The organism is Enterobacter sp. WCHEn090032, from assembly GCF_003986875.1.
GTDB lineage: Bacteria > Pseudomonadota > Gammaproteobacteria > Enterobacterales > Enterobacteriaceae > Enterobacter > Enterobacter sichuanensis.
The window spans coordinates 1-19413 of sequence record NZ_RXRN01000023.1; the positions used below are offsets into that span (position 1 = coordinate 1).

Genomic DNA, 19413 nt, shown 5'->3' on the forward strand with positions numbered 1-19413 from the left:
GGTGAGGGCATCAGGCCGCACATAATCACCCGCCCACGTAATACCGCTTCACCTCATCAAACTGCATTGCAAAGTCGATATAGCTCATCAGCGCAGGCGAGTTGAGCTTACGGCTCGGGTAGGCCAGCCACAGGTCGTTTCCTTCGACGCGCCATTCCGGCAGCACCTGCACCAGTGCCCCTTTCTCGACCTTATCTTCCAGCAAAAATGCCGGAAGCAGCGTGATTCCTGCACCGGCAATCGCACATTCGCGGGCGTATACCAGATTATCGGTCATGTGCGCGTTATCCGGCAGGTAGCGGTAATCTTCGCCTGCGCTTTGCAGCAGCCACTCGGACCAGGCTTTGTGGGTAATACAGCGGTGCTCCACCAGCTGGCGAGGATGCGTCAGCGGCTCCTGACGCGCCAGGTACGCCGGTGAGGCCATCATAAAGCGCGGGCAGTGGCCGATCATCCGACCTATCAGAGAGGAGTCCTGCGGCTTACCGGTTCGCAATGCCACGTCAAAGCCTGACTCGACCAGGTCCAGCACGTCGTCAGAAATGGAAACATCGAGCGAAACGTCAGGATAGCGGAGCTGAAATTCGGCGTTCATATGCGCCAGTAGTGTCGCACCAATTCCCGCCGGGCAGGTGATGCGAAGCCGCCCGCTTGGGTTTTCGCGCAGGCGCTGAATGGCGTACTCCGCCCGCTCGCTGGCCGCCAGCATCTCCCGGCAGTGGACAAGATAGTGTTCACCCGCAAACGTCAGATTCAGCCGGCGCGTGGTGCGGTTAAGCAGCCGGATCCCCACCTGCTGTTCAAGCTGGCTGATGCGCTGGCTCACGCTGGATTTCGGCAGGTCGGCTTTCTGCGCTGCGGCAGTGAAGCTCCCCATCTCAGCCACCAGCGCAAACAGCGCCATATCCTGCAGCTGTTTAAACATGATTGTTCATCCTGTACGAACGCTGAGTTCTTGATTGTCCATCTTATCACGCGCATGGCCACTTAATAGACTAGTCTCAACAAAACGTATTCCATTGAGGAGCACACCATGTCAGTCAAAGCCATTGCCGTTAACCCAGAAAATCCTTCCACTTTCATGGAAATCACTTCGCCAATGCCGCAGCCCGGCGAGCACGATCTGCTGGTGGAGGTGAAAGCCGTCTCCATTAACCCGGTGGACACCAAGGTGCATGCAAGCCTGGCCCAAAACGGGCTGAATGCGCCGCGCGTGCTTGGATGGGATGCCAGCGGGATCGTCAAAGCCGTTGGGACGGGCGTCACCGGATTCAAACCGGGGGATGAAGTGTGGTACGCAGGGGACATCACCCGTCCAGGCAGCAACACCACCCATCAGTTGATTGACGCGCGCATTGTCGGGCACAAACCCTCAAGCCTCGGCTGGGCGGCTGCCGCTGCTCTCCCGTTGACCGCACTCACCGCGTGGGAAGGCCTGTTTGAACGGCTGAACATTCAGGATGCTGGCGCAGACAAAACGCTGCTGATCATCGGCGGTGCGGGTGGGGTGGGATCGCTGGCGATCCCCTTTGCGAAGCACAACAGCAAGGTGAAGATCATTGCCACGGCTTCACGAGACGATTCCGCCCGGTGGTGTCGCGATCGCGGTGCAGATGTGGTGGTGAACTACCACGACCTGAAAGGCGAGCTGGCGAAACAGGGACTCACCTTTGTGGATTATATTTTCATCCTCAACGACACCGACGGACACTGGGATGCGGTCAGTGACCTGATTGCGCCTCAGGGGCATATCTGTTCCATCGTTGAGAACGCGCATCCGCTGAACCAGGACAAGCTGAAATCGAAATCCGCCGCCCTGCACTGGGAATTTATGTACACCCGCAGCATGTACCAGACCGCTGATATGGCGCGTCAGGGTGAAATCTTAAATGAGGTGGCGAAGCTCGTGGATACCGGCGTGGTGGAAAGTTCGCTGAGTGAAACGCTGCACGGGCTGAGCGTGGAAAGCATTACCGAGGCGCACCGTAAAGTGCTGGACGGGCATATGCGCGGGAAAGTGGTGGTTGAGTTCTGAGTGGTTTGATGCCCCTCACCCTAGCCCTCACCCATAGGGGCGAGGGGATCGCACGGCGCTGTCTTTACCCTCTCCCCTATGGGGAGAGGGCAGGGTGAGGGGGGAAGTTTTTTATCCCTGCTCCCCCATCATCTCCCTCACCAGCTCGACGCAGCGCAGGAAACGGGAGTCGTAATCCGACTCTTCCACATGCACAAACTCCACGTTGTTCTCCCTGAGCATATCCACCAGCATGGTCTGGAACTCACGCCTGTCCACGGAGCTGCCAAGGCTACGCATGCCATCGGCGACCCACGGGGTGTTGTTTTCCAGCAGGATCACCAGGTCAAAGCGGTATTCATCAATCAGCGCCTGCACGAACGGGTGTTCGCGCCCTTCGTACTTTTTACAGAACGCCTGCGTGGTCACGAAATCGGTATCGATAAACGCCACCTTGTTGGCGTATTTCACCGCGAAATCAATGTACTGGGCATGCCCAAGCGCGATTTTATCGTAGTCGGAATACTGCAGGGCCATCTCATCCCCACCCAGATGGGAGAAGACATAATCGCGTCCGTACTCCCAGGCGCTGGTGGTGTTGAAGATATTCGCCAGCTTGTTGACCAGCGTTGATTTCCCGCTCGACTCGCCGCCCAGGATCGCGACGGTGCGCACAAAGAACGGCTTCACCTCAGTCGGGATGTAATCCCAGTAGCGGAACGGGTTTTCGCGGATCTGCGCCCCGCTGATGTTCATAAAGGTGCGCTTCGGATCGATAAGCACCGTTTCAATGCCCAGATGCTCGCGGAACTGCGGCGCGTCGGACGCTTCAGAGGTGTAAATCCAGTTCGGAGCAATGCCCTTCTCTTCCATAAACGCCTTGATGCCGTTGCTCCACACGTCCCAGCCGTGCGGATAGGGCTCCATGCCCTCTTCATTGAAAGCATGAATGCGAATATTTTTCTGATACTTGAAGGTCTGAAGCAGCCAGCGCAGGCGGTCCGGCACCGTCGGCTGCTGCGACATGGCGCTGTCCTCAAACAGCTGGCGATCGCGGGTTTCGTCGTACCCCATGATGATATGCAGTTCATCCACCTGACTACAGGCGCGCTGGATCAGATAGATATGCCCGGTATGCAGCGGGTAAAACTTGCCAAACACCACGCCGATGTTCTTTTGCATACGCGGAAATTCAAGCCCCAGAAAGCGGTGCAGCGCTTCCAGCTTCTGCGCGCTGGGGCTTTTGATTTTGGCGTTCAGCAGCTGGCTAAGGTAGCCTTTGGTCATACCGCTGGCGTCCGCCACCTGCTGCAGCGTGCAGCCCTTCTGACGGATTGCGGTTTTGATGTAGTCAAATGATGACATAAATTACGGTGCCTCCTGCAAAATCGAATACGTAATTATAAGTCGTCAAAGACATTTAACGCATCTGCGAGTTTTTTCACGCCAAATACCTGCATCCCTTCCGGGATTTTTTTCGGCACGTTAGCGGCCGGAACGATAGCCCGGCGGAAACCGTGTTTTGCCGCCTCGGAGATACGCTCTTGCCCGCTGGGCACCGGACGGATTTCCCCGGCGAGGCCCACTTCGCCGAAGACGACCAGATCCTGCGGCAGCGGTCGGTCGCGCAGGCTGGAGACCATCGCCAGCAGCAGCGCCAGGTCCGCGCTGGTCTCAGTGACTTTGACGCCGCCGACCACGTTAACGAAAACGTCCTGATCCGCCATCTGCAGCCCGCCATGACGGTGCAGCACCGCCAGCAGGATCGCCAGACGGTTCTGTTCCAGACCGACCGCCACGCGCCGCGGGTTGCCCATCATCGAGTGATCGACCAGCGCCTGAATTTCGACGAGCAGCGGGCGCGTCCCTTCCCACAGCACCATCACCGAACTGCCGGAGGTGATTTCATCGCCACGACTCAGGAAGATGGCCGACGGGTTGCTGACTTCACGCAGCCCCTGTTCGGTCATGGCAAACACGCCCAGTTCGTTCACCGCCCCGAAGCGGTTTTTGTGGCTGCGCAGGGTACGGAAACGGGAGTCAGCGTCGCCGTCGAGCATTACGGAGCAGTCGATACAGTGTTCGAGCACTTTTGGCCCCGCCAGCGAGCCGTCTTTCGTGACGTGGCCGACCATCACAATTGCCACGCCGCGCGTTTTGGCAAAGCGCGTCAGGTAGGCCGCCGTTTCACGCACCTGCGCCACGCTGCCCGGCGAGGACTGAATGTCCGCCATATGCATCACCTGGATGGAGTCGATCACCATCAGCTTCGGCTGCTCTTCTTCGGCGATCATACAGATCTGCTCGATACTGGTTTCTGACAGCATGTTCAGGTTGCCCGTGGGCAGACCCAGACGGTGCGCGCGCATCGCCACCTGCTGCAGCGACTCTTCGCCCGTGACGTACAGGGTTTTCATCTGTTCGGCGAGTTTGCAGAGGGTTTGCAGCAGCAGAGTCGATTTACCCGCGCCAGGGTTACCGCCGATAAGAATGGCGCTGCCCGGCACCACGCCGCCGCCGAGCACGCGGTCAAACTCTTTGAAGCCGGTGGAGAAGCGCGGCAACGCTTCAAGACTGATGTCCGAAAGCTTTTGTACTTTCGCCACACCGGCATTACCCGCATAGCCGCTCAGGCGTTCGTTGCGCGCCACGCTCGGCGAAGCCGCCACACCACGCACTTCGGTGATGGTGTTCCAGGCATGACAGGCGCTGCATTGCCCCTGCCAGCGCGGATAATCCGCACCACATTCATTACAGACAAATGCGCGTTTTGGAGCTTTCGCCACGGTTTACCTCGTTATTTCTGATTAAGGCTGCCGGAGAGAATGCAGAACACCCCCATCAGGTCAGCATGACGGATAGTCACTTCCGTCTTTTCATTCACTTTTGGTTTGGCATGGTAGGCAATGCCAAGTCCGGCCGCTTTGATCATCGGCAGGTCGTTTGCGCCGTCCCCGATGGCGACGGTCTGCACGACCGGAATCTCATATTTTTCCGCCAGACGGGTCAGGGTGTTGGCTTTGTACTGGGCATCCACAATATCGCCGATCACCTGGCCGGTCAGTTTACCGTCCATGATCTCCAGCTCATTAGCCACCACGGTGGTCAGATGCAGTTTTTCCCGCAGATAATCTGCGAAGAAGGTGAAGCCCCCGGAAGCAATCGCCACTTTCCAGCCAAGGGACTGCAGCTTCAGCACCAGCTGCGTCAGCCCTGGCATCAGCGGCAGCTCATCGCGCACCTGGCGCAGGATGTTGGCATCGGCCCCTTTCAGGGTCGCCACGCGCTGTCGCAGGCTGGCGGTGAAGTCCAGCTCACCGCGCATCGCACGCTCGGTCACTTCCGCTACCAGCTCACCGCTGCCCGCCAGTTTGGCGATCTCATCGATACATTCGATCTGGATCGCCGTCGAGTCCATGTCCATCACCAGCAGACCCGGCGTCTTCAGGTGCGGAATTTTCCCCAGCGGGGCGACATCCAGCCCGGCGTCATGCGCCAGACGCGTTGCGCGCTGCGTCAGGGAGCCAGCCAGGCGAATGACCTGGTAGTCTTCCACGCACCAGGCGGCGACGATAACCATCGCAGCGCCCAGCTTGCTTTGATACTGGGTCAGGCGTTGCTTATCCAGACCGCGTCCGTAGAGGAGCCAGCCGCTACGACCGGCGTGGTAATCCAGAGGCATCACCTCATCGCCACTTAAAGAGAGCGGCAATCCTGGCCATAAAGAGACATCCGTTGGCAGGTCACACCAGGTAATGTTCGGCATTAAAGCTCCTGTAATTTCGTTCGCGCCGGAAGGTTGCAGAGGGAAAATAACGCATGAGGCTACCCTGTAACCATCACTTCTGGCAACATTAAGCCGTAAATTTTCAGCAGGTGGAATATGGCTCGCGCAAAACTGAAATTCCGGCTCCATCGCGCCGTGATTGTCCTCTCCTGTCTCGCACTCTTAGTGGTGCTGATGCAAGGGGCGTCGTGGTTCAGCCAGAATCATCAACGGCAACGCAATCCGCAGTTTGAAGAGCTGGCCCGCACGCTGGCACGCCAGGTAACGTTTAATATTGCGCCGTCCATGCGTACCGAAACGCCGGACGAAAAACGTATAGGCCAGGTTTTACGTCTGCTGACGGAAAACAGCCGTATTCTGGATGCCGGTGTCTATGATGAGCAAGGCGACCTGATTGCCCGCGCGGGCGAACATGTCGACGTACGCGACAGGCTTGCGCTGGACGGTAAAAAAGCCGGCGGCTATTTCAACCAGCAGATTGTCGAACCCATTCAGGGAAAGAATGGTCCGCTGGGCTATCTGCGCCTGACCCTTGATACGCATACTTTGCCAACCGAAGCCAAGCAGGTCGATAACACCACCAACATTCTGCGCCTGATGCTGCTGCTTTCGCTCGCCATTGGTGTGGTTCTCGCACGCACCCTGCTTCGGGGCAAACGCTCGCGCTGGCAGCAATCCCCGTTCCTGCTGACCGCCAGCAAATCCGTTCCCGAAGACGAAGAGAGCGAGAAGAAAGAATAGTGATAAAGTAGGCGGATGATTCGGAAAAGGAACTCTGCCATGACGACGTTACGCCTGCTTATCTCTGACTCTTACGATCCCTGGTTTAATCTCGCGGTTGAAGAGTGCATCTTCCGCCAGATGCCCGCTACCCAGCGCGTCCTGTTTCTCTGGCGCAACGCCGATACGGTGGTTATTGGCCGCGCGCAAAACCCGTGGAAAGAGTGCAACACGCGGCGTATGGAAGAGGACAATGTTCGTCTGGCGCGCCGCAGCAGCGGCGGTGGCGCGGTGTTTCACGATCTGGGCAATACCTGCTTTACCTTTATGGCGGGTAAACCGGAATACGACAAAACCATCTCCACCTCGATTGTGCTCAACGCGCTGAATTCACTCGGCGTGACGGCGGAAGCTTCCGGACGTAACGATCTGGTGGTCAAAACGCCCGAGGGAGATCGCAAAGTATCCGGCTCTGCCTATCGCGAAACGATGGATCGCGGGTTCCACCACGGCACCCTTCTGCTTAACGCCGATCTCAGTCGGCTGGCGAACTACCTGAATCCCGACAAGAAAAAGCTGCAGGCGAAGGGAATTACCTCCGTGCGCGGCCGCGTGGCGAACCTGGTCGAGCTGCTGCCGGGCATTACCCATGAGCAAATCTGTGAGGCCGTGCGCGAGGCGTTCTTCGCGCATTACGGCGAGCGCGTGGAAGCTGAACTCATTTCGCCGGATAAGACGCCGGACCTGCCAAATTTTGCAGAAACGTTTGCCCGCCAGAGCAGTTGGGAGTGGAACTTCGGCCAGGCACCGGCCTTCTCTCACCTGCTGGACGAGCGTTTTACCTGGGGCGGCGTGGAACTGCACTTTGATGTCGAGAAAGGGCATATCACCCGTACGCAGGTGTTTACGGACAGTCTGAATCCGGCGCCGTTGGAAGCGCTCGCGGAACGTTTACAGGGCTGTTTGTACCGGGCGGATATGCTGCAGCAGGAATGTGACGCGTTGATTGGGGATTTCCCGGAGCAGGAAAATGAGCTGCGGGAGTTGTCAGCGTGGATTGCACAGGCCGTGCGCTAGTAAAAAAGCCCGCTGGCGCTACGCTTAGCGGGCCTGGAAAACCGTAGGCCGGGTCAGGCGAAGCCGCCACCCGGCACAACAGCGCTTACTCTTTATCGCCCAGCAGAACAGATTCCAGCGCGATTTTGATCATATCGTTAAAGGTGGTCTGACGCTCGGCAGCGGTGGTCTGCTCGTGGGTACGGATGTGGTCAGACACGGTGCAGATGGTCAGCGCTTTCGCACCGAACTCAGCCGCGACGCCGTAGATGCCCGCCGCTTCCATTTCCACGCCCAGGATGCCGTATTTTTCCATCACGTCGAACATCTCGCCGCCGTCTGGTGCATAGAACAGATCAGCGGAGAACAGGTTACCCACGCGCGCGTCCACGCCCAGCGCTTTTGCCGCGTCAACCGCGTTACGCACCATGCCGAAGTCGGCAATCGCCGCGAAGTCATGATCTTTAAAACGCATACGGTTAACTTTGGAATCGGTGCAGGCACCCATACCAATTACCACGTCACGCAGCTTAACGTCCATGCGCACCGCACCGCAGGAGCCGACGCGGATGATTTTCTTCACGCCGAAGTCGGTGATCAGCTCTTTGGTGTAGATAGAGCAGGACGGGATACCCATACCGTGGCCCATTACAGAGATTTTGCGGCCTTTGTAGGTCCCGGTGAAGCCCAGCATGCCGCGAACATTGTTCACTTCACGCACGTCTTCGAGGAAAGTTTCTGCAATGTGCTTCGCGCGCAGCGGGTCGCCCGGCATCAATACGACGTCAGCGAAATCACCCATTTCTGCATTAATGTGAGGAGTTGCCATCTTCAGTTCCTTTTACATTGTTGTTTTTGCCGGGTGGCGGCTACGCCTTACCCGGCCTACATTCTGTTCTCCCTGTGGGAGAGGGTTGGGGTGAGGGCATCAGGCCGCACCCAACATCATTCAGAACATGGCCTTGCCATATTCCATGTCAGACGTACCAAAGTATTTCGCGATAGTCTGGCCGATATCCGCGAAGGTTTCACGGTGACCGAGCGAACCGGGTTTCACTTTCGGACCGTACACCAGCACCGGAATGTGCTCACGGGTGTGGTCGGTACCGGTCCAGGTTGGGTCACAGCCGTGGTCCGCGGTCAGGATCAGAATGTCATCTTCTCCTACCAGCTCCATCAACTCCGGCAGACGGCGGTCAAACAACTCCAGACCGGCTGCATAACCCGCTACGTCGCGACGGTGACCCCAGGAGGAGTCGAAGTCCACGAAGTTGGTGAAGACGATGGTGTTGTCGCCCGCATCTTTCATCTCTTTGATGGTGGCATCAAACAGCGCATCCAGACCGGTCGCTTTCACTTTCTTCGTGATACCGCAGTTGGCGTAAATATCCGCGATTTTACCCACGGAAACCACGTGACCGCCTTTTTCATCAACCAGCTTCTGCAGCACCGTAGGCGCCGGTGGCTCAACGGCCAGGTCATGACGGTTACCGGTACGCTGGAAATTACCCGCTTTGTCGCCGATAAACGGACGCGCGATAACGCGGCCAATGTTGTAGCCGCCTTCGGTCAGCTCTTCACGGGCGATTTCGCACAGCTCGTAGAGTTTATCCAGGCCAAACGTTTCTTCGTGGCAGGCAATCTGGAACACGGAGTCAGCAGAGGTGTAGAAAATCGGCTTGCCGGTCTTCATGTGCTCTTCGCCCAGCTCGTCCAGAATCACGGTACCGGAGGAGTGGCAGTTACCGAGGTAGCCCGGCAGATTGGCACGCTTCACCAGCTTATCCAGCAGTTCCTGCGGGAAGCTGTTCTCGTGATCGGAGAAATAACCCCAGTCGAACAGCACCGGCACACCGGCGATTTCCCAGTGCCCTGACGGGGTGTCTTTACCGGAAGAGAGTTCGTGCGCCCAGGCGTAGGCACCCACCACTTCCGCGTTGCCGTCCATACCGGCGGCGATTTTGCCGGTAGAACCTTCATGCGCTTTGACCAGGCCGAGGCGGGTCAGGTTGGGTAGAGTCAGAGGGCCTTTACGACCGTTGTCCGCTTCGCCTTTTGCACAGGCTTCCGCGATGTGACCCATGGTATCGGAACCCACGTCACCAAAACGTTCTGCATCTTCGGTTGCGCCGATGCCGAATGAGTCCAGCACCATAATAAATGCACGTTTCATAATTGTTCTCCGTACGTAGTGCTTCAAAAATTATCGATCAGATCAGTATACCGCTATTCGGTGATACGGCGATAGACCGTCGGTGTGGTTTCTGGCGCTTTGTCATCGAGCACAATGGCCGCTTTCACCGCTTTCGCCGCTTCCTGCCAGCTGGCTTCGTCTTTCGCGTGGATCACCGCCAGCGGACGTTGGCCGTCAACGCTGTCGCCCAGGCGGGCCATATCGGTAAAGCCAACGCTGTAATCAATGGTGTCTGAGGCCTGACGACGACCGCCGCCCATCGAGACCACCGCCATACCCAGCGCACGGGTGTCCATGGCGGAGACAAATCCTTCACTGTCGGCATACACCGCTTTGCTGAGCGTCGCGGTTGGCAGGTACTTCGCATAGTTTTCGACGAAGTCTGTCGGGCCTTTCTGCGCGGCAACCATGCGGCCGAAGATCTCCGCCGCTTTGCCGTTGTCCAGCACCGCCTGCAGCTTCGCGCGCGCTTCGGCGTCGTCTTTGGCGAGCTTGCCGGAGATCAGCATCTCCACGCACAGCGCCATGGTGACGTCGAACAGGCGCGGGTTACGGTATTCACCCGTCAGGAACTGCACCGCTTCACGCACTTCAACTGCGTTACCGGCGCTGGAGGCCAGCACCTGGTTCATGTCCGTCAGGAGCGCGGTGGTGCGCACGCCTGCGCCGTTGGAGACGCCAACGATCGCTTCGGCCAGCGCTTCAGAGAGTTCATAGGTTGGCATAAACGCACCGCTGCCCACCTTCACGTCCATCACCAGCGCATCCAGACCTTCCGCCAGTTTCTTCGCCAGGATAGAGGCGGTGATCAGCGGGATGGAGTCAACGGTCGCGGTAATATCGCGGGTGGCGTAGAAACGTTTGTCTGCCGGAGCAAGTGAGCTGGTCTGGCCGATAATCGCCACACCAACGTCTTTAATAATGTCGCGGAAGCGATTGTCATCCGGGAAGATATCGAAGCCCGGAATGGCTTCCAGTTTGTCGAGCGTACCGCCGGTGTGGCCCAGGCCGCGTCCGGAGATCATCGGAATGTAACCGCCGCAGGCGGCTACCATTGGGCCGAGCATCAGCGACGTCACATCGCCTACGCCGCCGGTAGAGTGTTTGTCGACAATCGGACCGTTAAGATTGAGGCTCTTCCAGTCCAGAACGGTTCCTGAATCTCGCATTGCCATGGTCAGCGAGACACGCTCGGGCATCGACATATCGTGGAAGAAGATGGTCATCGCCAGGGCCGCAATCTGCCCTTCAGAGATGGTGTTATCACGAATGCCGTTGATAAAGAAGCGAATCTCTTCGTCGCTTAATGCATGACCATCACGTTTTTTACGAATAATTTCTTGTGCGAGAAACACGGTAACCCCCATGAGGAATCGGGTGAAGGGTGGCGGGTACGGTTTACCCGACCACGATCCGGGTAGGCCGGGTAAGCGTAGCGCCACCCGGCAATTCAAACTCAGTAGCTGCTTGCGCTCTTGCCGTCGCCGTGTCCCAGCGCTTTCAGCAGGCTGGCCAGCAGGCTTGACGCGCCGAAGCGGTAGTGACGGGAATCAGCCCAGTCAGCCCCGAACAGTTCATCTGCAATGGCGAGGAATGTCTGTGCATCTTCAGCGGTACGCACACCGCCCGCCGGTTTGAAGCCCACGGTTTTTTCCACGCCCATATCGCGGATCACTTCCATCATGATGCGTGCGCTTTCCGGGGTCGCGTTCACCGGCACTTTACCGGTTGAGGTTTTGATAAAATCGGCACCGGCTTTGATGGAGATTTCAGAAGCTTTACGGATCAACGCTTCTTCTTTCAGCTCGCCGGTTTCGATAATCACCTTAAGCAGCACGTTTGCCGCCGCGCAGGCCTCTTTACAGGCTTTCACCAGGTCAAAGCCCACCTGCTCGTTGCCGGCGATCAGCGCACGGTACGGGAAGACCACGTCAACTTCGTCTGCGCCGTAAGCAATCGCCGCACGGGTCTCTGCCAGCGCAATCTCAATATCGTCGTTGCCGTGCGGGAAGTTAGTCACGGTTGCAATGCGCACGTCCGGGGTACCCTGCTCTTTCAGCGTCTTACGGGCAATCGGGATAAAGCGCGGGTAGATACAGATGGCTGCAGTGTTACCGACGGGCGTTTTCGCCTGATGGCACAGGGCGATGACTTTTTCATTGGTGTCGTCATCGTTCAGGGTGGTCAGGTCCATCAGTTTCAACGCGCGCAGGCTGCTTGCAGTTAAATCGGTCATAACATTCTCCAACGGCAGTGCCGTATCAATTTTACCTTGCGGGTCTGTGAGTATTCTAACATCTACCCGCATCCACACTTCGACATTCATCACAGTTAATGAAAACTACGTGCAAATTTGCATTACTGTAATGAGATCTTCTTCAAACTTTAGTACGGAAATCGTCGGCTAAAACAGCGATTCCCCCTGTCAGATCAAAAGCCCTGACGGGCCGGCTTCCTACAATCCGTTCATCATCCGCAGAACATTGAAGGAAGCGAACATGTCCCACGCCAGCCCCGACGCCCTGCAACAACGTTGCCAGCACATTGTGACCAGTCCGGTGTTAACCCCCGAACAAAAACGGCATTTTCTGGCGCTGGAAGCGGAAAACAATCTGCCTTATCCGGCACTACCAGAGGCTGCCAGAGCCGCGCTGGGCGAGGGGTTTATTTGCGACATGTTCGAAGGCCACGCGCCCTACAAACCCCGTTATGTTCTGCCGGATTACGCAACATTTCTGGCTAACGGTTCAGAGTGGCTGGAGCTTGAGGGGGCGAAAGATCTTGATGACGCCCTCTCGCTGTTAACCATCCTCTACCACCATGTTCCGTCCGTCACATCGATGCCGGTCTATCTCGGCCATCTCGATGCACTTCTGCAACCGTATGTTAGAATTCTAACACAAGACGAAATCGATATTCGAATAAAACGTTTCTGGCGTTACCTCGACCGCACCTTGCCCGACGCCTTTATGCACGCCAATATCGGCCCGGCAGATACGCCCGTCACGCGCGCCATTTTACGCGCTGATGCCGAGCTGAAGCAGGTCGCACCGAATCTGACGTTTATTTATGACCCGGCGATCACGCCTGACGATCTGCTGCATGCGGTCGCTAAAAACATTTGCGAATGCAGCAAACCGCATATTTCGAATGGCCCGGTGAATGATAAAATTTTCACAAAAGGCCGTTACGGTGTCGTGAGTTGCTACAACTCCCTGCCGCTGGCTGGCGGCGGCAGTACCCTGGTGCGCCTCAACCTCAAAGCCATTGCCGAACACAGCACCTCCCTCGACGATTTTTTCACCCGTACGCTTCCCCACTACTGCCAGCAGCAGATCGCCATCATCGATGCCCGCTGCGATTTTCTGTATCAACAGTCCGGCTTCTTTGAGAATAGCTTCCTGGTGAAAGAGGGGCTGATTGATGCCGATCGGTTTGTGCCCATGTTTGGCCTGTACGGCCTCGCGGAAGCGGTCAATGCGCTCTGTGAAAAAGCAGGTATCGCAGGGCGTTACGGCAAAGATGAGCAGGCCAACGCGCTGGGCTATCGCATCAGTGAACAGCTGGCGGCGTTTGTTGAACATACGCCGGTGAAACATGGCTGGAAGCAGCGCGCGATGCTGCATGCGCAGTCGGGGATCAGCTCTGATTCGGGTACCACGCCGGGCGCGCGTCTGCCCTACGGCGACGAGCCGGATCCCATCAGCCACCTGCTGGCCGTGGCCCCTCATCACCAGCACTATCATGCCGGGATAAGCGACATACTGACATTGGATGAGACGGTAAAACGGAATCCCCAGGCGGTGGCTCAACTCTGTCTCGGCGCGTTCAACGCGGGCATGCGGGAATTTACGGCCAACGTCGCGGGTAACGATCTGGTCCGCGTGACCGGCTATATGGTGCGATTATCGGATCTGGAGAAATACCGGGAAGCAGGTTCGAGAACCAATACCACGTGGCTGGGTGAAGAGGCCGCGCGCAATACCCGTATTCTGGAACGTCAGCCACGCGTGATAAGCCATGAACAGCAGATGCGCTTTAGTTAGTCAGGTCATTCCTTTTTCCTGCGTGGACGGGCCGGGCAGCCGGCTGGCCCTGTTCCTGCAGGGCTGCAACCTGCGCTGCAAAACCTGCCACAATCCGTGGACGATCGGCCGCTGCAACGACTGTGGAGACTGCGTTCCCCACTGCCCTCATGAAGCCCTTAGCATTCAGGCCGGACGCGTCTGGTGGCAGGAGAGTCACTGTCAGCAGTGCGATACCTGTCTGCACCTGTGCCAGCAGCAGGCGACGCCCATGGCACACCGCCTGAGCGTGGAGGAGATCCTCGCGCAGATCCGCAAAGCAGCGCCATTTATTGAAGGCATCACCGTGAGTGGCGGTGAAGCCACGACGCAATTACCCTTTTTAGTCACGCTGTTCACCGCGATCAAAGCCGATCCTGCCCTGCGCCATCTCACCTGCCTGGTCGACAGCAACGGTCTGTTAAGTGAAACCGGCTGGCAAAAGCTGCTGCCGGTACTGGATGGCGCGATGCTGGATCTCAAGGCGTGGGGAAACGAACGCCACCGCTTCCTGACCGGGCGCGATAACCCGCTGATCAAGCAAAGCATTCGCTGGCTGGCAGAACGTCATCGTTTGACGGAACTCCGTCTGCTGGTCATTCCGGAGCAGTGTGACTATCTGGAACAGCTCAAGCCGCTGACGACGTTTATCCATGGGCTTGGAAATGTGCCAGTGCGCATTAACGCGTTTCATGGACAGGGCGTTTACGGTGAGGCGGCGTCCTGGCGCAGCGCCACGCCAGAAGACGTTGAACCGCTGGCGCAGGCGCTGGAAAAACAGAAGATAACGGTGATCCGTCCGGCGTTGTATCTATAGCGTGATGCCAAATACTGACCGCGTATTCTCCAGCAGCGCATCGGCAATCACCTCTTCAGGCTCTTTTCGCAGTTCACAAAGGGAGCTAAACACGCGCGCCGCCTGTTCCGGGCGATTCGGCTGCCCCTGAAAACCGTTCAGCGGCATATCCGGTGCGTCGGTTTCCAGCAGCAGGGCCGACAAGGGCAGCTGGGCCATCACGTCGCGGGTTTTACTGGCCCGTGGATAGGTGATGGTGCCGCCCACGCCGATTTTATAGCCCAGTTCAATGAAACGCTGCGCCTGCTGCAGGCTGCCGGAGAAACCGTGTACAACGCCTTTTCGCGGCAGATCGATGCGTTTCAGGTGCATTGCCAGCTTATCGTGCGTGCGTCGTGAGTGAAGGATCACCGGCAGATCGTGACGCTTCGCCAGCCTGAGCTGCGCGTCGAGGATCGTCTGCTGGCGCTCAAACTGCGGATCCTCACGGTAAAGATCGAGGCCGATCTCACCGATGGCGACAAGTTTATCTCCTGCGGTCATCAGTACCTCATCGAGCCTCTCAATATGCTCGTCAAGATGTCGCTCAATCACGATCGGATGCAGGCCAAGCGCGGCAAAGAGCGCGGGGTGTTGTGCGGAAAGCGCCAGCACGCGGGAAAAATAAGCCGCTTCAACTGAAGGCACAATAATGGCCTGAACGCCTGCCTCGGCGGCTTTCGCAATGCTTTGCGCTTCATCCCCTGTAAACGGCGGAAAATCGAAGTGGCAGTGGGTATCAACAAAGCGGTGCGTCACGCCAGATCCTCGTTATCTAATAAAGCGTCATTCGCCTGCGGGATATCCACCAGCGGCTTCGTCAGGGCGTCGTTGGCGACTATCGCAGGCGGCGTAATAATGCGTTTATGCCGGTGAAGCGGCGGTTGCTCCGCCAGCATTTTTCCCACCGTCGCCAGGAAGTAGCGTCCGCATAGCCGACCCGTTTTGTAATCCATGCGCAGCGCAGGAATGCGGCTGCCGAGCGCCATGCTCAGCAGCGGCTTAGGGGGATAAATTTCAAAAATACGCAGTTTACCCGGCGGTTTTTCAATGAAACGCTGCATCGCGCCGTAGGTGGTTTCATGCTGCTTCGCGATATTCACCAGCGGCTGCAGACTGCTGTCACCCAGCCAGCGTTCCATCCGCTTAAACCACTGCGGGGTGTAATACATTTGCGATGGCACGGTACGGATCACCACAATGGTTTTCGCCCCGCGCCGGGCAGCTTCCTGCACCGGTACCGCGTCACTGATGCCCCCGTCCAGATAGCTAATGCCATCCAGTAGCGCACCGGTACGATAAAAACCGGGAATGGCGCTGGAGGCGCGAATGATATCCAGCCAGTTCTCCTTCTGAGGAGAAAAATAGCCTGGCGAATAGTCATCCCCCCGGCTGGCGCACATCCAGAATTCTTTACCGCTATCAAACAGGCGGGCGGCGGTGTCCATGGCCAGCGGCATCTGGCTGGAGGTCGACTCCAGCAGCCAGTCGAGGTCGATCAGGTTGCCACCGCGCACAAAGCGCAGCGGATTAAAAAATTCTTTTGCCGTGGTGTAGCGCATGATGACCTTGCGCGCGTAGCCAGGCTGGTTACAGACATAAGCAGAGAGGTTTTGCGCCCCGGCAGACGTGCCGAAGTACAGGTCAAACGGGTTGAATTGCGCGCGCATAAATTCATCCAGCACGCCAGCGGTGAAAATACCGCGCTGTCCGCCTCCCTCGCAAACGAGCGCGAGTTGGCCTGCGCGAAACGGCTTTAACGTCAGCGGCGCAATATTGCCGAGCGTAACGGGAATTCGTTGCCCCACCTCTGCTTTCCTGTTTTGATTATTTTATAACACCACAGTAACGCACCCGGCCGGCAACGCAAATAAGAAAAAGCCAGTCGCAGTGACTGGCTTTTCTTTGTTGACAGAATATTGCGTTTGCTACGGACGTCGACGTCCCGTAAACAGGCTGACCAGGAACAGAATAATACCGACAACGAAGACAATTTTAGCTGCCCATGCTGCAGTACCTGCCAGACCACCAAAGCCCAATGCGGCGGCAATTAACGCGATAACCAGAAATATAATGCCCCAACGAAACATAAGCTTCTCCTTTACCATAGTTAATGTCGGCCGCTAAACGTGAGCGCTCAGGTCGCTCACCGGCGTTTTTCCAGAGTCGTTCTTATTTCGCCCGCCGGATTTAGCCAGACGGGCGAATGGTCCAGATTTACTTCGCTTTCAGATCGTTTTTAACGCTTTTCACACCATCAATGGCTTTCGCAATAGACTCGGCGCGTTCAATTTGCGCCTGAGAATCAACCGTACCGGAAAGCTGTACCACACCATCGGTGGTTTCCACTTTCACCTTACGGGACGGCACGATGTCATCTGCTAAAAGTTTAGCTTTGATTTCGCTGGTGGTGGCAGCATCACCGGCATAACCTTTCACCGACGCGTTTTTGCTGTCACGAACGTGCAGTTTATCGCTAACGGAGGCGACACCTTCGACGCCCTTCGCCACTTTCACCGCCTGTTCCGCCTGAGCCTGGCTTTCGACAAAGCCGCTCAGCGTGACCACTTTCTTGTCGGTCTTCACGGAAATATCGGTGCTCTTGATGGCTTCGTCATCCACCAGTGCGGCTTTCACTTTTGCTGTGATTGAGCTGTCATCCATGAAATTGCCGACTTTATTCATAGAGCTATCGATTTTTTGCCCTGCGGTATCCGCCGTGGACTGTGCTTTATCCATGGTGCTGCTTTCCGCCAGCGCGGAGCCGCTAACCAGAACGCTACCCAGTGTTACAGCCAGCAGAGTTTTAGAAATCTTCAGTCTTGTCATATTCATCGATCTATTCCTGTGTTTACCCGTTATTCGGGCTACATACTTCCTTAGTAGTTATATATATTGCGAATAAACACGCAGACGAAATGGATAACCTAAAGCCATGCATTGAACAGTTAATTTATCCACGCCCGGTGCTAAACACTGAGTTAAATATAGATCACTCTCACAGAGCCGCTTTCAGATTCGGGTAAAAAACGTGCAAAAAGCGCGAAAATGCAGTGAATTAAGAACATTCCGCAAGGGATTAATAAGACAGGAATTAAAGAAGAGCACGGCGACTGCCGTGCTCTGAGAGGGGATTAGTGTTCGCGCGTTTTGCGGAACTGAACGTCAGGATAACGTTCCTGAGTCAGGTTGAGGTTCACCATGGTTGGGGCGATATAGGTCAGGTTATCACCGCCATCCAGCGCCAGCTGAACTTCATTCTTACGCTTAAATTCTTCGAATTTCTTCACGTCAGAACACTCAACCCAGCGCGCGGTCGCCACGTTCACTGATTCATAAATCGCTTCCACGTTGTACTCGCTCTTCAGACGCGCAACAACCACGTCGAACTGCAGCACACCCACGGCCCCTACGATCAGATCGTTGTTGGCGATTGGGCGGAACACCTGCACCGCGCCCTCTTCGGAGAGCTGAACCAGGCCTTTCAGCAGCTGTTTCTGTTTCAGCGGATCCTTCAGACGAATACGACGGAACAGTTCCGGGGCGAAGTTCGGAATACCGGTGAACTTCATCATTTCACCCTGGGTGAAGGTATCGCCGATCTGAATCGTGCCATGGTTGTGCAGCCCGATAATGTCGCCCGGATACGCCTCTTCCACGTGCGAACGGTCGCCCGCCATAAAGGTCAGCGCGTCGGAGATCACCACATCTTTACCGATACGCACCTGGCGCAGCTTCATACCCTTTTCATATTTACCGGACACCACGCGCATAAAGGCCACGCGGTCGCGGTGTTTCGGGTCCATGTTGGCCTGAATTTTAAAGACAAAGCCGGTGAATTTCTCTTCTTTCGCTTCGACTTCACGGGTATCGGTTTTGCGTGGCATCGGCTGCGGCGCCCACTCCACCAGACCATCGAGCATGTGGTCAACGCCAAAGTTACCCAGCGCAGTACCGAAGAAGACCGGGGTGATTTCACCGCTCAGGAACAGATCTTTATCGAATTCGTGAGACGCGCCCTTCACCAGCTCCAGCTCGTCACGCAGCTGCGCGGCCAGCTCTTCACCAACAGCCGCGTCCAGATCCGGGTTGTCCAGACCTTTCACGATGCGCACTTCCTGAATGGTGTGGCCTTTACCGGTCTGGTACAGGTAAGTTTCATCTTTGTAGAGGTGATACACCCCTTTGAACAGCTTACCGCAGCCAATGGGCCAGGTGATTGGCGCACAGGCGATTTTCAGCTCGTTTTCCACTTCATCCATCAGTTCCATCGGGTCACGGATGTCACGGTCGAGTTTGTTCATGAAGGTGAGGATCGGCGTATCGCGCAGACGGGTCACTTCCATCAGCTTACGGGTCCTGTCTTCTACCCCTTTCGCGGCGTCGATGACCATCAGACAGCAGTCCACCGCCGTCAGGGTACGGTAAGTATCTTCAGAGAAGTCTTCGTGGCCCGGGGTATCCAGCAGGTTCACCAGGCAGTCATGATACGGGAACTGCATCACGGAGGTGGTAATTGAAATACCACGCTGCTTTTCCATCTCCATCCAGTCAGATTTTGCATGCTGGCTGGAGCCACGGCCTTTAACGGTACCCGCAGTCTGGATAGCCTGTCCGAACAGTAACACCTTCTCGGTGATGGTCGTTTTACCGGCATCCGGGTGCGAAATAATGGCAAAAGTGCGGCGCTTGGCCACCTCTTGCAGATAAGGAGACAACGTCATAATCAAATCTTCTTATATA

The 19413-nt window shown here is 56.7% G+C and carries 18 protein-coding genes; 5 read left to right on the forward strand and 13 right to left on the reverse strand.

Annotation, left to right across the window (positions count from 1 at the left end; translation table 11 throughout):
• Positions 1-25: 25 nt before the first annotated feature.
• Positions 26-925: a LysR family transcriptional regulator gene (locus EKN83_RS17505; protein ID WP_126801373.1), complete on the reverse strand. Its 900-nt coding sequence runs from the start codon at positions 923-925 to the stop codon at positions 26-28.
• 108 nt (positions 926-1033) lie between these two features.
• Here EKN83_RS17505 and EKN83_RS17510 point away from each other — a divergent pair, with 108 nt between their 5' ends.
• Positions 1034-2035, forward strand: a complete 1002-nt coding sequence (locus EKN83_RS17510) for a zinc-binding alcohol dehydrogenase family protein (protein WP_126801374.1) — start codon at positions 1034-1036, stop codon at positions 2033-2035.
• 111 nt (positions 2036-2146) lie between these two features.
• Here EKN83_RS17510 and nadR read toward each other — a convergent pair whose 3' ends face one another.
• From nadR to serB, 3 genes are read right to left on the reverse strand one after another with little or no spacing between them, the layout of a single operon-like run.
• Entirely contained in the window at positions 2147-3379 is a 1233-nt protein-coding gene (gene nadR / locus EKN83_RS17515; RefSeq protein WP_025757503.1) for a multifunctional transcriptional regulator/nicotinamide-nucleotide adenylyltransferase/ribosylnicotinamide kinase NadR, read from the reverse strand.
• Positions 3380-3414: 35 nt separating this feature from the next.
• Positions 3415-4800: a DNA repair protein RadA gene (gene radA / locus EKN83_RS17520; protein ID WP_045284834.1), complete on the reverse strand. Its 1386-nt coding sequence runs from the start codon at positions 4798-4800 to the stop codon at positions 3415-3417.
• Positions 4801-4811: 11 nt separating this feature from the next.
• A complete protein-coding gene (serB, locus tag EKN83_RS17525) occupies positions 4812-5780 on the reverse strand; it encodes a phosphoserine phosphatase (RefSeq protein WP_045284835.1) in 969 nt (322 codons plus the stop codon).
• Between the two features lie 117 nt (positions 5781-5897).
• On the opposite strand from serB, the gene EKN83_RS17530 reads away from it, so the two are divergent.
• Positions 5898-6542, forward strand: a complete 645-nt coding sequence (locus EKN83_RS17530) for a YtjB family periplasmic protein (RefSeq protein WP_025757499.1) — start codon at positions 5898-5900, stop codon at positions 6540-6542.
• Between the two features lie 39 nt (positions 6543-6581).
• Entirely contained in the window at positions 6582-7598 is a 1017-nt protein-coding gene (gene lplA / locus EKN83_RS17535; RefSeq protein ID WP_126801375.1) for a lipoate--protein ligase LplA, read from the forward strand.
• Between the two features lie 85 nt (positions 7599-7683).
• Here lplA and deoD read toward each other — a convergent pair whose 3' ends face one another.
• The 4 genes from deoD to deoC all read right to left on the reverse strand — a co-directional run bounded on the left by deoD (position 7684) and on the right by deoC (position 12007).
• Complete coding sequence (gene deoD / locus EKN83_RS17540) at positions 7684-8406, reverse strand: purine-nucleoside phosphorylase (protein WP_013095492.1); 723 nt, start codon at positions 8404-8406, stop codon at positions 7684-7686.
• 120 nt (positions 8407-8526) lie between these two features.
• The gene (deoB, locus tag EKN83_RS17545; protein WP_025757495.1) at positions 8527-9750 is read right to left on the reverse strand and encodes a phosphopentomutase; all 1224 of its coding nucleotides are present in this window, start codon (positions 9748-9750) and stop codon (positions 8527-8529) included.
• A gap of 53 nt (positions 9751-9803) precedes the next feature.
• Positions 9804-11126, reverse strand: coding sequence for a thymidine phosphorylase (gene deoA / locus EKN83_RS17550; RefSeq protein ID WP_045284838.1), 1323 nt, complete (start codon positions 11124-11126; stop codon positions 9804-9806).
• A gap of 101 nt (positions 11127-11227) precedes the next feature.
• Positions 11228-12007, reverse strand: coding sequence for a deoxyribose-phosphate aldolase (gene deoC, locus EKN83_RS17555; RefSeq protein ID WP_032672469.1), 780 nt, complete (start codon positions 12005-12007; stop codon positions 11228-11230).
• A 262-nt stretch (positions 12008-12269) separates the two neighbouring features.
• On the opposite strand from deoC, the gene EKN83_RS17560 reads away from it, so the two are divergent.
• Both EKN83_RS17560 and EKN83_RS17565 read left to right on the forward strand, forming a co-directional pair.
• Entirely contained in the window at positions 12270-13817 is a 1548-nt protein-coding gene (locus tag EKN83_RS17560; RefSeq protein ID WP_126801376.1) for a YjjI family glycine radical enzyme, read from the forward strand.
• Positions 13792-14652 carry a YjjW family glycine radical enzyme activase gene (locus EKN83_RS17565; RefSeq protein ID WP_025757489.1) on the forward strand — a complete coding sequence of 287 codons (861 nt, stop codon included), beginning with the start codon at positions 13792-13794 and terminating at the stop codon, positions 14650-14652. Before EKN83_RS17560 ends, EKN83_RS17565 begins: the two co-directional genes overlap by 26 nt.
• Here EKN83_RS17565 and EKN83_RS17570 read toward each other — a convergent pair.
• The 5 genes from EKN83_RS17570 to prfC all read right to left on the reverse strand — a co-directional run bounded on the left by EKN83_RS17570 (position 14647) and on the right by prfC (position 19394).
• On the reverse strand, positions 14647-15429 hold the full coding sequence (locus EKN83_RS17570; RefSeq protein WP_126801377.1) for a TatD family hydrolase: 783 nt from the start codon (positions 15427-15429) through the stop codon (positions 14647-14649). The two genes, EKN83_RS17565 and EKN83_RS17570, sit on opposite strands and share 6 nt — an antisense overlap.
• The gene (locus tag EKN83_RS17575) at positions 15426-16478 is read right to left on the reverse strand and encodes a patatin family protein (RefSeq protein WP_025757487.1); all 1053 of its coding nucleotides are present in this window, start codon (positions 16476-16478) and stop codon (positions 15426-15428) included. Before EKN83_RS17575 ends, EKN83_RS17570 begins: the two co-directional genes overlap by 4 nt.
• 120 nt (positions 16479-16598) lie before the next feature.
• Complete coding sequence (locus EKN83_RS17580; RefSeq protein WP_003856556.1) at positions 16599-16760, reverse strand: DUF1328 domain-containing protein; 162 nt, start codon at positions 16758-16760, stop codon at positions 16599-16601.
• 127 nt (positions 16761-16887) lie between these two features.
• Positions 16888-17505, reverse strand: coding sequence for a molecular chaperone OsmY (gene osmY / locus EKN83_RS17585; protein WP_045284843.1), 618 nt, complete (start codon positions 17503-17505; stop codon positions 16888-16890).
• 299 nt (positions 17506-17804) lie between these two features.
• Positions 17805-19394, reverse strand: coding sequence for a peptide chain release factor 3 (gene prfC / locus EKN83_RS17590; RefSeq protein ID WP_045284844.1), 1590 nt, complete (start codon positions 19392-19394; stop codon positions 17805-17807).
• Between the last annotated feature and the right edge of the window lie 19 nt (positions 19395-19413).